Here is a 13,481-nt window from a genome sequence, read left to right on the forward strand (position 1 = left end):
TTAATCTTTTATTTTAATAATGGTAACAGAAAAGGGTTTTACCAGGAAGGCGTTGCCCTTTATTTCACCTTCTGCAATAGGATTGTCCCCTGTCGAAACGTCTACGGTCTGCAGTTTAGCACCTTCCATCCCGGTGACTTTAAGGTTAACCACTTTATTTGTTTTGTTGATGAGCAACAGTTTTTTACCGCTTGCGGTTATAAATGCCTGTGCAACCACATCAGGACTATAGGAATTCGCCGCAACCAACTTATCACCTGGACCAAAATTATCTTTCAACAGTTTCAGCACCCAGTATCTTGCGTTAGGTTTTCCGTTTTTCCAGTTCATCATCGATACATCAGGAAACTGCGTAGGATAACCCACAAGTTGCGATTCACCGGCTACATCAATACCTATTTTGCTAAGCTCTACATACAGATAGGCAAACATGGCGCCCGACAGGTTCCAGTATCCATCAGGTATCACACCCTTATAATCCCTGTTCTGCAGAATATTTCCGATTTCGTTGATCTGCGTAAATGTATTTGGGGCAAGGCGTTTACGGATATTCTCTATATACCTTACACGGTCCAAAAAACCATTGGCCTGGTCAAAAAAAGAATATTGATAGCTGTCGATCTGCTGGTCTATAGAGGCCGGGCGGCCATAAAAATGATAGGAAATGCCATCAAGAGGCACGCCGGATTTATGGTTGGCAGGATTAAGGAAAAACTCAAACCACTGCGGATCCGTTTCGTGTGCAACAGAGATTCCTACAAATTTTGTTTCCGGAGCGATCTTTTTGAGCTCATTAACAACTGCATCATAAATTTTGGTATACAGCTGGGGCGACATCCGATGCTCCAGATCCGGTTCATTTAATACTTCCCAGTAAGGAAATTTATAGTGGTGTCCAGATTTGTGAAATTTGCCAAGTTCATCGGTAAAACCACCCCTGGTATACCAGCTAAAAACTCTTGCAAAATAATCTGCAACCTCCTTGCAGGTTGTATCACGCAGTTCTTTGCCCTGATTATATTCCCAGAAAGGTAAATCGGGATCATCAGGGTGCTCAACAGGTTTAGCCGTTTTGAACATCCATACTGGTATAGTACTAAAATTTATTACAGCCGGATGTCCCTTCGTGGCTTCCATAAAATCGATCACAGCAGGGTCAGCATATTGAAAATCCCAGAAGGTTTCAGTAGCAGTTGGGGCCTTCAGTTCAACAACCGCTGCTTTAGGGTAGGGAAACCAGGGTACATAACGCACATAATTGGCACCCATGTTTTTTAAAGCCTCAAAAGTAGCTTTATGAATTGGTGAATTTGCACGCAACATGGGGTTATATACTACCTGCAGTGTAGGTGTGGTTTTAGAAACCGCAATGGTATTGTTCCAGTTTATAGAAATTGGTTTTTCCTGTGCGGCAAGCTTTTTAAAAGGTATAAGTACCATGACCACTATGGCCATACAACAGGTACGTTTAAGCTTTTTATACATTTCAATTTTTTATCCCAACATAGGTCACCCCATCAGCAAAGCCTCCCCCAAAAGCATTCTGAAGCCCCCAGCCTGTGTTATAACTGTCATACCACAAATCATACGTTAAAATAAAGCCTAAATAAATTTCTGTTTGTCCGGTGCCCTCTGTGGCCTCGCTGATAAATGTACCGCCATAATTTAAGGCCTCATCGTAATAAGCAATCCAGGATATCCCGCAATGTACATCTGAAGTTAGTACCAACGGAACCGTACAGGCAGAATTGCTGTAAAAACGCATGTAATAATCATACCCACTCCATTCATGCCGCTGCCATCCTCCCGGATAATCAGTTCCGCCACTGGGATTTTCTCTTTCCAGTCTGGCATATACCTGTGCCGATACATCGTTGAAACTGAATAAGACTACTGTAAACAAAAGTGCCCACAATGCTTTTTTAAGTGTCTGATAATTCTTCATGTTTTTTAGTTTAAAAGGTTAATTTATATTGGTTCGTTACAAAGGATTCTGTGTTAAGGCAGGGTTAAATTCTCTTTCCGATGATGGGATCGGGAACAATAATTTATTTGCAGTAACATTATAACTGCTTGCCGTATGCCATGGAAACGCAGCCTTTATGGCTATTCCATGTGCATTCATGATCTGTACTGCATTTCCCGATCTTACCAGATCATGCCATCTTTTATTTTCAAAAGCAAGTTCGGTACGACGTTCTTTTAAAATAATGGCGCGCAGAGCGGTCTGGTCGGTAGTCGAGATCTGACCTAAACCAGCCCCAAAAGCCCTGGTCCTTACTTCGTTCAAAGGTCCCAGTGCCGTAGCTTTGTTTTGCTCATTACGGGCTTCTGCCAGCAATAATAAAGCTTCCGCATAGCGGTAAATTGGCCAGTTGTCATTGGAATTCAGCGCTGCCAAAAAAGGAGGATGGATAAATTTCTTAACGTAAGGCAGGTTTATTTTGCCTGCTGCCGGAGGGGTAGCTGTAGTGATGTCTTTTTTACTCGCATACACAAATTCATCACTTCCATTATATGCGCCTTCAATGATCCCGATTGAAGCATCCAGGCGCTTGTCGCCCGGCTCATAAGCGCTGATCAGGTCTGGCGTAGGGGTATTCCAACCCCCATCAGTCTTATTGTTCGACGGAAAAGCGGTACCGGTAATCACGGCAGTAGAGGTAGTTCTTGGTAAAAACATAAAAGGTATAGCATTAGGTGCAGTTCCGGCAGCTGTACCTTCTAAGTATTGAACCTCAAAAATAGATTCCCTGCCGTTCTTTTTTGATGGTAAAAACGCATCGGCATAATTAACCTCCAGCGCATAGCCCATCGGCTGTAATGTAACCAACAAGTCTTCTGCATCTTTCCATCTTTTTAAGGTCACATATACATCGGCCAGCAATACAGTCGCAGCACCTTTGGTGGCCTCACCAGCTTGTTTATTGCTGGCAAATGTTGGGTTCGGAAGTTCCTTTATCGCATCAGATGCATCAGCAATGATCTGCGCATACACTTCAGCCTCTGTAGAACGGCTTACAAAAGCATCATCAGCAGTCTTTAGTTCTTTCAGGTATAATGGAACTCCACCAAACTGCCTTACCAGCTTAAAATAACCCCATGCACGTAAAAACTTCGCCTGCCCATCAATACTATTCTTAGCCGCTTCAGCCATTTCAAAACCCGCCAAACGGTCGATCACAATATTGGCCCTCGAAATTACCCTGTAACAGTGTTCCCATAAAGCCAACACATAAGTATTGCCGGGCAGGTTTTCAAAATCGTCAATATTTTCACGGTTTACATAAGCTGCCCCACGGTTGGTTGCAAAAGGCTGGTAATGGGTATTATCGGAGCGCATCTCTGCGGAATGGAAGTCGTTGGTCATCACATCACGCAGCGGTACATAAGCCCCGGCAACGGCTTGTCTGAACTGCGCTTCAGTTTTAAAAAATGTAGCAGAGGTATACTGGTCTTCCGGAGCCAGGTCTAACAGGCTTTGTTTACAGGCGGTAGCTGTAACAGCAAGTATAGCGATTATGATATATATCTTTTTCATGTCTTTTATGCTAAAATGAACTATCTGAATGTTGTTGAAATACCGATTGAAAATGTTCTTGGAACCGGATAGCCATTTTCATCTACCCCGATTCCTTTAAAAGCATCGGTGCCGTCAAAGCTGATCTCCGGGTTCATCCCACTATAGCCTGTTATTACAAAAGCCTGTTGTACAGATGCATAAACCCTGAAATTCTGGAGCAGCGTTTTACCTTTCATATTGAAACGGTAGCCCAGTGAAATGTTTTTTGCTGCCAGATAAGATCCGCTCTCTACCCACTGGCTGTTCACCTGACGCCCCATATCTGTTGTACTATATCGGGTTGTAGGATAAATTCCTGAACCGGGGTTATCTGCCGATCTCCAGTGGTCTGCAGCAGCTTTCAGCATCACCCTCGAACCGTCCAAATTGGTTGCATAAGCCCATTTGGCCGCATTCAGCAACTTGCCACCAACAGAGCCGGCCATAGTAATGTTAAGGTCGAAGTTTTTGTAGGTAAAATTGTTGGTAAACCCAAAATTGAAATCAGGGGTCGGGTCGCCGATAAAAGTACGGTCGTATTCATCAGAGATGATGCCATCCGGAACACCATTTGGTCCGCTGATGTCTTTCATTTTCAAGGTACCTTCGGCAGAATTCCTGTACTTGGCTACTGTAGGATCTGCTATTTCAGCAGCCGTGTAGAGGCCCTGGAACACAAAGCCATAAAACTCACCTAAGCGGTGACCAATCTGCTGGCGAAAGTAATCGGAAGATACACCGGTATTTCTTCTTACAAAGCCAGGTGCTACCAGGTTGTTGATGATGTTCCTATCAAATGAGATGTTAAAATTGGAGTTCCATTTTAATTTACCCGTTAAATTCTCGGAATTTACAGAAAACTCATGCCCCCAGAATTCAATCTCCCCAACATTAAATAAGATCGACCTGAAGCCGGATGCCCATGGAATAGGCCTGTCCTGGATCAGTCCGTCCGAAACCTTATGGTAATAATCATAAGTGATACTTACCCGGTTCTTTAAAACAGAAAGATCAAAGCCCACATCAAACTGTTTGTTGCGTTCCCAGGCAAGCTCAGCATTCTCTAAACGGGTAATGGCCTGCCCGGAAGCCAATGCGCCATTTAAAATATAATTGGATTGCCCCATAGTGGCCAGCGCTTCGTAATTTCCGAATGCATTGTTTCCTACAATACCATAACTTGCACGTATCTTAAACAGATCTACAAAATTAAAGCCCTTCATAAAATTTTCATCACTCATTACCCAACCTGCCGATACAGAAGGGAAAGTACCATACCTTTTATTTGCCCCAAACCTTGATGAACCATCACGGCGTATGGCTCCAGACAAAAGGTATTTACCCTTATAATTATAATTTAACCGGCCAATAGTCGACATCAGGGAATATTCACTTAAACCACTTGTAGCCGATGTAATGCTGGTAGCAGCAGAAAGATACTGGATATCGTCACTTGGAAAATTGGTACCGTTGATGGTCGCACTATATCCCCTGTACTGCTGTACGGAATATCCACCCAGGGCCTCAATGTGATGATCGGTCCCAAAGGTTTTATTGTATACCAGGTTTGCTTCCGCTGTGTACGATCCGTTATCAAAAGATTGGTTGATAGCAGTAGGTACTCCTTGTGTTGGTGCAATTACTCCTGATATAAAATTGTTGCGGGTTTCAAAACCTTTATCTACACCAAAATTCGTTTTTAAGCTTAAGCCCTGTAAAAATTCATAGTTTAAATAAGCATTTCCCAGTATCCGGGTAGTGATATAATCGTCTTTGGTACCTAGAAACCTGGCTACCGGGTTGATGTAATCTACCATACCCGGCGATTTTACAAATCTTTTTAAAGAACCATCGGCGTTATAAGGAGTTTCCAACGGACTGGCCTCCATACCGTTCTCAAACCATCCGCCAACACCATCGGTACTTACCCTGTTGTTGTGGTCCAGTCGATAACTTGGTGCTACGTTAACCCCTATCTTTAATTTATTATTGCTTAAAGAAAGGTCTGCATTATAACGTAAAGAGTACAGTTTGGTTGAAGTATTGATCAGTACTCCCTGCTGTTCCAGATACCCTGCAATAACCGTAGAAGAAGATTTTTCGCGGGCCGACTGAAAACTTACATTATAATCCTGTATGGGCGCTGTCCTGGTCATCAGTTTAAACCAGTTGGTACCTTCGCCATATTGCTCAGGATTGCCATAAGCAGCTACCTGATCCGCTGGCGGAACAAATGTAGGCACATATATTTTCTGGTCCTCGTACCTGTTTTTCATATAAGTAGCGAATTCCCGGGCATTCATCATTTGGGGAACCCGGTTTTCCGGGATCTTCTGCACACCATAATTGGCATTGAACTCGATCTTGGCATCACCAGATTTGGCATGTTTGGTAGTGATCAGGATAACCCCGTTTGCTGCGCGCGAGCCATACAAAGCCGTGGCAGAAGCATCTTTTAAGATAGAGAAAGATTCGATCTCTGCAGGATTAATGTTGTTGATACTCCCTGTAACCGGCATCCCGTCTACCACAAACAAAGGCTGATTATCGGCCTTGGTTGAAGTAGCCCCACGGATACGGAAGGACATTCCCCGGCCTGGCTGTCCGCTGGTCTGGGCCACCTGCACCCCCGCAACCTTACCGGCCAGCTGCTGTGCAAACTGGTTTACCGGCATGTCCTGCAAAGTAGAGGCATCTACCTGTGCAACAGAACCGGTAATCTCTCTGGCCCTTTGCTTACCATAACTTACCTGAACTTCCTGCAGCTGTACATTTGACGACAGTTTAAAATTAACCACCGTTTCTTTGCCGGCTGTTACTTTAACATTCACCTGATCTGCTGAAGTATAACCAATGTACGAGGCAGTAAGTGTATAAGTGCCTTCTGCAACCCTGATGCTAAAATTACCCTGCGCATCAGCAGTTGTTCCGTTTTTAGGTCCTTTTACCAAAACCGATGCCGCCGGCAAAGGCCCAGAATCATCAGTTATCTTTCCTTTGATCAATCCTGTCTTATCCTGCGAAAAAGCAAAATTTGCAAACAGGAGCAGCGTTAAAATTAAACTGCATGGTTTGTAACTATACCACGTTTTGTAAAAGTGTTTTCTCATAATTTTTATACTTGGTAAACCTAAATTATCCCTTAATAGCTTAATAACTGTTATGTACTGTCATGGTTTCGAAAGTATTTATAACATATTAAAAGAATATTAAACTAATATTAAGCCTAAAAATTAATAAAAAACAATACTTAGACAACACAATTAAACCACGAAGCCTAAGTTCAGCTGGCGGGAAAAACGACCTTATTGTTTCTAAAAAACAAGGTATTACGTAAAACAGCAATAAGATTTAAGCAAATATGGCCACTTCCATCTTGGCCCAAACAAAAAAATGGCTGTGCACAAAAATGCACAGCCATTTTTTTAAAATATTTTATTTTTATCACAAAGGCGCCATCCCAAACATCAGTACCAGTTTGTTGTTCTGGTATAAATTCAGGGTCTGCTCTGCAACATCATATTTAAAGGTCTGGTCACCGATCAGTGTCAGAAACTGATGTTCCAGTTTATTCAGTTCTTCGCTGCAGGCCATCATGGTTCCGGCCATTTGATGAAAGCTCAGCGTACCATCGCTTTTTTCATAAGCACCAAAAAAAGTATTACAGCCTGATTTACCACTAACCCGTTTCTGCACCCCGTCAAATGTCATATACACCGGGGAGTCTTTTTGCGTTACCCCATTCATCTGAATCAGTTTCCATTTATGTTTCAGTACAAAATCCCAGGCGGTATTGGCAGAAGCAGGAATTTTCATTTTTATCTTTTTTAATACCTTTTTAAGCTTGTATTCATAAGCAGAAGCATCGGCTGGCACATTTTTCCTTTTGGTCCTGTTTACCAGCAATACATACCGGTAGCCCGGTTTATAGGTAAAACCTGCAATCTGGCTGTAAAACAATTCCCAGTTTTTGCTGTTTTTATATTTCACCTGCATACAGTTCATCGGCGCTACCCCGGTACAACTGGCCAGGTCCTCTTTTACCACCAAGGTAATTACATCGGCTTTACTGGCTGCCGACAGACCAAAAACCAGCAGCAGCGTCAGCATTAATTTCGAAGTGCTCAATTTTAACATATTCGTTCATTTTATGTGTGATAACAATAAGATGCGGCAATTGTTCTTTTTCCATATTTCCAAACCTTATTTTTCTGTAAATGTTCTTAACTTTATATAAACAGCAGGCTATGGGAAAGTATCAACAGGAATGGAAAAAAATGCTACAGCAGGATGAAGCATTTGAAGATTGGAAGATCAGGACCAGTGGTGGCGATCTTTTGATCCGGGTACCCGAAGAAACCGACATGGAGGTATTAAAAATGCAATTTGCAGATACGATCTCTCACGTTGCCCCATTGGTAAAATCACCCAAAACCACGCTCAAATTTTTTGTAGGCAATTCGGCAGAAACAGATTTTATATTTACACTCAATTAAAAAACAGGACTAACGGTCTTTCAACGATTTACTTTGCAACAGCTAAATGCTGCACCAGTTCAATCTCATTGGTCAGGTCAAGCCGCAAAGGCGTAATGGAAACAAAGCCATTTTCAACAGCCCATCTGTCAGTTCCTTCTTCTGCCGCTGCCAGTGGCGATACAGTGATCCAGTAATGCTTTCTTTGCATGGGATCTATTCCTGGCACCACCTTGCCATCATAAAGCCGGACAGATTGTTTTGTCCACCTGATCCCAATAGGCTTGGGCGGAAAGTTCACATTGTATAAACCAAGAGCAGTAGTATTCAGCAACTCTGCCAGTGCCTGTTCTACATACTTGCCCAGCCCTTCAAAATCCGGCTCGGTTTTCCCTACCGGAGTACTCAGGGCAACTCCCTTCACGCCCAGTAAAACGGCCTGTTTGGCTGCTGCCAGTGTACCGGAGTGCCACATAGAATTGCCAAGGTTTGGCCCCATATTTATACCAGACAACACCACATCGGTATCCGGATAAATGTGTAAGCCTAAGGCAGCACAGTCGGCAGGCGTACCATTTACCCGGTAAGCCTCCATACCTTCAAATGCTATAGGTGATTTTTTTATGGATAATGGCCTGGAATGGGTGATGGCATGGCCCATGGACGATTGCTCTACATCAGGAGCCACTATCCTTACTTCGCCAAACCTCAGCGCAATTTTTGCAAGTGCGGCAATTCCCGGGCTGTATATGCCGTCATCATTTGTAATCAGGATCTTCATGATAAATTATTTAGGTACATTCAAAACCTTATTAAGGTCCATATTGTTCAGTCGATATGAAAAAACCGGGTAAATTGGTAAGATTAGTACACAACCCCACTGCTGGAGAAGGTGATTATTCCAGGAAAAACATCGTTAAACTGATCGAATCCCACGGTTATCGCTGTGTTTACAGCTCCTCTAAAAACAAAATACTGAAATCCATATCACCGGAGACAGAATTTATCGTCATCGCCGGTGGTGATGGAACGATCAGAAAAACCATCATCACTCTTCTTAATAAGAAACTGAAGTACAAACGCCCCATAGCCTTACTGCCATTTGGAACAGCCAACAACATTGCCAGTTCATTAAACATCCCCTCAAACAATGCCATAAATATCCATTCCTGGGCAGAGTACAACCTTAAAAAGTTTGATGTTGGCCAGGTGGTCGGCTTAAAGAAAACAGCCTATTTTATCGAATCTTTTGGCTTTGGTATTTTTCCCAGATTGATGAAGGATCTGGAAAAAATGGACACCGCCCACATTAAAACTCCTGAACAGGAATTTAAACTTGCGCTGGAAACCCTTTTTTCCATCAGTAAAAATTACCAATCCGTTCCGTTTAAACTGGAAATTGATGGGCAGTTGATCGAAGACAAGGCCATCATGATCGAGGTCATGAACATTTCTTACCTGGGTCCGCAATTAAAAATAAGTAAAGATGCAGACTCCGAAGATGGTTTTTTTGACGTCGTCATTGTAACTGAAAAAGACAGAAAAAAAATGGAGACCTATCTCAGCAACAAAATCGGGCTCAAAGATCCGGTCTTCCCAATTAAACCTATTCGCACCAAGAGCCTCCATATCAACTGGAAGGGGAAAGACATGCATGCGGATGACCAGATCATCAAAACCAATCACCCCATCTTAAAAATTTCCCTGATTGACAGCCTGCTCGAAATGGTTACCCCATCAAAGATTAAAGCTGCTAAAAGCTAGGCGGCCAACTTTTCCTTCCCAAAACTTATTCCAGCCTCAGAAGGAATATGCTATTTTTTAAGTAAATCGTACAATGTCATACCCAAGCATACCAAGTATATAAAAACACGAACAATAGGCTTCCTTCTAGAAAATAAAATCACCTTCTCAGAGAACGGTTATTTTATCCTGCTATTTAATAATTTTAAGTTCATCTCTCCACCTTCATCCAAACTGAACAAAGTAATGGAAGAATTTTCCTGTACAATACGGCGGTAATGCTTTAAAGGCATACCTAGCTTATGTGCAAGGTATAAACGGTTGATCCCGTTATGCCCAACAACCAGTACCTTGCCTGAAGGATGTTTACGCAGCAGCTCCTGATAAAAATCATCCACACGGGCCACTACTTCTGCAGCACTCTCGCCAGTACCACCAGCCTTTGCTATTGCCGGATCTTCCATCCAGCTATCCCAAAGCCCTGCATGCTCAGCTATAAATTCTTCTTTCGTTTTGCCTTCCCAATTCCCAAAATCTACCTCTATCAAACGTGCATCTGTTTGTACAGTTTTAACTCCTGAAGCAATCTCAGCCGTATATAAAGCCCTTTTCAGGGGCGAAGCGTAAACGGCATCAAAGGTCATCCCTTTAAGTTGCTCGTACACCAGGTTGGCCTGGGACATTCCTTTTGCCGTCAGGTTTATATCTGTTCTGCCGCAATAGCGGTTTCCATCGGCATTGTATTGTGTTTCTCCATGACGGAGCAAATAAACATTAAGCATGCAGTTCTCCCTTTTTAATGTAACCTTTTTCCAGTAACAGGTCTAAAAACCTGTGGTAATTTTTATTATACACGGCAGCCAGTTCTGGTTCCGGATGCACTTCCTTATCAATGGTTGTTAAAGCAGCCACGGCATCAGCAAGTGAACTGAAATGGGTGTTCGATGCGGCCAGAATTGCCGCACCAACAGCGCCCGACACTTCCTTCATCTTATAAATGGGCAGGTTCAGCACATTACTGCGTATTTTCAACCATACCTCGCTGTTGCTCCCACCACCTGCAGTAAAAACAGCGCTGATCTTTTCATTGGTAAAGCCCTGTATCAGCTCAAAAGAAAAGCGCTCCAGATAAGCTACACCTTCCATATTGGCGGTAAAACGCTCTGCCATCGATAAACCTTCCGGTTCAAAGCCCACCGCATCCGGAGCCACCATAGGAAAACGCTCGCCATGCTGGCGCAAAGGATAAGCAATCAGGTCTGTAGGGATCAGCTTTTCTGCAGCCTTGCCCAATGCTTCCAGGTTATCCCCAAACTCATTCGTTACCCAGTCGGCCCCCGTATTGCTTGCACCTCCTGGCATCCAGTAACCAGCAGGATGCCTGTGACTATAAATACGGCCCTCTTCATCCACGATCTGCTTTTTCGTTACCCCTTTAATAACCATGGTGGTACCAATCGTCGTGTTCCATTCACCTGGTTTCACTGCACCGGATGCAATCTGTGAGGCACAGCCATCGGTAATACCTACCGTTACCTGTATGCTCGCAGGCAGACCCAGTGAAGCGGCAACAGCCGGATCCAAAGTACCGATCACCGTTCCCGAAGGGAACACTTCCGGCAGCCAGGATTTTTTCAAAGGCAGATGGGTATATAAATATTCAGGCCATTCGTAATCGCTTACATCATAGCCCGTTTTAAAAGCATTGGTATAGTCGGTCAGGCCCCAACGCCCGCTTAATTTCCCGGTAATGTAATCCGCCGCATGGATCCATTTAGCTATTTGCGCTGCCTTTTCCGGATAAGTATCACCAAACCAAACGATCTTGGCCAGTGCACTTGAACTGTTAAATGCCGTAAAACCCTTATTGTGGTATTTAACAGCTGCCGCAGTACATATTTTGGCCTGCTTACCCGAACGCTTGTCGCTATACATGATCGCATTGTGCAAGGGCTGGTGCTGCGCATCCAAAGGGATCACTGTACCCGAAGTAGAAGTTACAGCCATAGCCAGTACCTCCGTAAAATCGACATCAGGAACACTGGTTTTCAGCGCTTTTAAGGAGGTTACACAGGCTGCCCACCATACTTCGGGCGACTGCTCCTCCCTCGACTCTTCATTCAGGGGAAATACCTCAGCTGCACTGGCCAGCACTGTTCCAGCGGCGTCCAGTAATACTACCCTTGCCCCTTGTGTGCCTATATCTATTCCTATAAAATAAGGTGCCATATTTAACTAAATATTTCTATAAATGAAGCCCTTGTTTTTTTCCATTCTTCGTACAGCCGTGTATGCTGTTCATTTTGTTGAGGCACAGTTTCTTCCAGTACAAAAGGTTCGATTTCCGCTTTGCCCAAAGCTTTATTACAGATGTATACACCACCCACTACCGACGATTGCCTGTAACTGTTCCTGATGATTACCTTTTTTTGCAGCAGGTTTGCAATAAATTGTCGCAGCGTAGCACTTTGCACACCTCCGCCACAGGCCCATATATAATCCTGTTCATGCGTGGTTACACCACAAAGACTTTTATAATTCTCACTGATGCTGCAGGCAATGTCCCATAGGGTTGCCCATACAAAGCTGCCCCTGGTTAGCAAATGCGACACTGGCGCATCAAATATAAAACCACCACGGGTTAGTGGTGTTTTCTCATCGGCTACCAAAGAGCCCAGCGAGGCAATACACTGAAAATGGGTAACTTCCTTAAGCTCCCTTTCAATCACATCATAACCTTCAACCGGATAAAAAATTTCTTTCAGGCGCTGATAATTCAGGCCCGTTACCCCTGCATTCGCTTCCAGGATAAAACTCCGCTCATCAGTATGTCGACTGGTCCAGGTGCGCTCCTGCTCATCAGTAATGTATTCACCTGTAATTTTAATGATCGGCGTAGTGGTACCCGAAACAATGACCACATCATTTTCCAGTGGTTTGGTACTGATGATGGCCAATTGCGTATCTGCACCACCAACAATCACTTTTGCTTCCGGATTGATGGCCAGTGCGGTGGCCTCAGCTGGCAAAATGGTACCCAGTACAGTGCCCGACAAAGTAAGCGCGGGCAGTACCAAAGGGTCTATTTCAAATACATTGCAGAGTTGTTGCGACCAGTTGTGCTTTTCTACATCATACAGCAAGGTCTCTGAAGCCTGAGAATGTTCGTAGTGCAACACACCGCTCAGCTTATATTCTACCCAGTCGCTAATGCTCAAAAAGGTAGCAAACTCGTTCCAGATTTCTGGCCTTCTGTGTTTAATCCCTACAATTTTTAAGGCCGAGAACAATGAAGTAGGGTAACGGCCGGTTAGCTGATACACCGCACTCTTGTCCTTGATCATGCTGTCCCACTCCCTGCCCCTGTGATCAATATTTGGCAGGCCAATCAGCGATTCGCCTTTTTTGCCGATCAGCACGATGCCTTCACGCTGACTTGTAGCCGTTAAAGCCATCACTTTAACACCCGGTGCCTGGCTCAATGCCTTACCTGCCAAACGCAGGATTTGTTCCCAAAGCGCATTCGGGTCAAAATACAGTGCCTCCGGATAATATTCATCCTTATGGTTCTGCAGGTTCTCTCTTTCAATTCCCAGGATCTCTCCTGAAGTAGTTGCAACAGCCACACGTACATTTCCAGTACCAATGTCAATTACAATATATGCTTCCTGATTTGTCATGTCTGATTTAATCTGTAATAA

The 13,481-nt window shown here is 43.8% G+C and carries 11 protein-coding genes; 2 read left to right on the forward strand and 9 right to left on the reverse strand.

From position 1 onward, the window contains the following. The 5 genes from PHEP_RS17385 to PHEP_RS21755 all read right to left on the reverse strand — a co-directional run bounded on the left by PHEP_RS17385 (nucleotide 1) and on the right by PHEP_RS21755 (nucleotide 7,699). On the reverse strand, nucleotides 1-1,485 hold the full coding sequence (locus tag PHEP_RS17385) for a glycoside hydrolase family protein (RefSeq protein ID WP_015809294.1): 1,485 nt from the start codon (nucleotides 1,483-1,485) through the stop codon (nucleotides 1-3). 1 nt (nucleotide 1,486) lies between these two features. Continuing rightward, on the reverse strand, nucleotides 1,487-1,945 hold the full coding sequence (locus PHEP_RS17390) for a hypothetical protein (protein WP_015809295.1): 459 nt from the start codon (nucleotides 1,943-1,945) through the stop codon (nucleotides 1,487-1,489). A gap of 36 nt (nucleotides 1,946-1,981) precedes the next feature. Then, nucleotides 1,982-3,541, reverse strand: coding sequence for a RagB/SusD family nutrient uptake outer membrane protein (locus PHEP_RS17395; RefSeq protein ID WP_015809296.1), 1,560 nt, complete (start codon nucleotides 3,539-3,541; stop codon nucleotides 1,982-1,984). A gap of 20 nt (nucleotides 3,542-3,561) precedes the next feature. Then, nucleotides 3,562-6,672 (reverse strand): SusC/RagA family TonB-linked outer membrane protein, encoded by a 3,111-nt coding sequence (locus PHEP_RS17400; RefSeq protein ID WP_015809297.1) that lies wholly within the window; start codon nucleotides 6,670-6,672, stop codon nucleotides 3,562-3,564. Nucleotides 6,673-7,006: 334 nt separating this feature from the next. Further along, on the reverse strand, nucleotides 7,007-7,699 hold the full coding sequence (locus tag PHEP_RS21755; protein WP_049772280.1) for a DUF4377 domain-containing protein: 693 nt from the start codon (nucleotides 7,697-7,699) through the stop codon (nucleotides 7,007-7,009). Between the two features lie 110 nt (nucleotides 7,700-7,809). Here PHEP_RS21755 and PHEP_RS17410 point away from each other — a divergent pair, with 110 nt between their 5' ends. Further along, nucleotides 7,810-8,058, forward strand: coding sequence for a hypothetical protein (locus PHEP_RS17410; protein ID WP_143715770.1), 249 nt, complete (start codon nucleotides 7,810-7,812; stop codon nucleotides 8,056-8,058). 28 nt (nucleotides 8,059-8,086) lie between these two features. Here the strand turns inward: PHEP_RS17410 and surE are convergent, their stop codons facing one another. Next, complete coding sequence (gene surE, locus PHEP_RS17415) at nucleotides 8,087-8,818, reverse strand: 5'/3'-nucleotidase SurE (protein WP_015809300.1); 732 nt, start codon at nucleotides 8,816-8,818, stop codon at nucleotides 8,087-8,089. 74 nt (nucleotides 8,819-8,892) lie between these two features. On the opposite strand from surE, the gene PHEP_RS17420 reads away from it, so the two are divergent. Beyond that, nucleotides 8,893-9,801, forward strand: a complete 909-nt coding sequence (locus tag PHEP_RS17420) for a diacylglycerol/lipid kinase family protein (protein ID WP_238326495.1) — start codon at nucleotides 8,893-8,895, stop codon at nucleotides 9,799-9,801. Between the two features lie 158 nt (nucleotides 9,802-9,959). Here the strand turns inward: PHEP_RS17420 and PHEP_RS17425 are convergent, their stop codons facing one another. From PHEP_RS17425 to PHEP_RS17435, 3 genes are read right to left on the reverse strand one after another with little or no spacing between them, the layout of a single operon-like run. Next, nucleotides 9,960-10,562 (reverse strand): histidine phosphatase family protein, encoded by a 603-nt coding sequence (locus PHEP_RS17425; protein ID WP_015809302.1) that lies wholly within the window; start codon nucleotides 10,560-10,562, stop codon nucleotides 9,960-9,962. After that, nucleotides 10,555-12,009, reverse strand: coding sequence for an FGGY-family carbohydrate kinase (locus PHEP_RS17430; protein WP_015809303.1), 1,455 nt, complete (start codon nucleotides 12,007-12,009; stop codon nucleotides 10,555-10,557). The genes PHEP_RS17425 and PHEP_RS17430 overlap by 8 nt, the downstream gene beginning before the upstream one ends. Before the next feature lie 2 nt (nucleotides 12,010-12,011). Continuing rightward, nucleotides 12,012-13,460, reverse strand: a complete 1,449-nt coding sequence (locus PHEP_RS17435) for an FGGY-family carbohydrate kinase (protein WP_015809304.1) — start codon at nucleotides 13,458-13,460, stop codon at nucleotides 12,012-12,014. Between the last annotated feature and the right edge of the window lie 21 nt (nucleotides 13,461-13,481).

Source organism: Pedobacter heparinus DSM 2366, from assembly GCF_000023825.1.
Classification (GTDB): Bacteria; Bacteroidota; Bacteroidia; order Sphingobacteriales; family Sphingobacteriaceae; genus Pedobacter; species Pedobacter heparinus.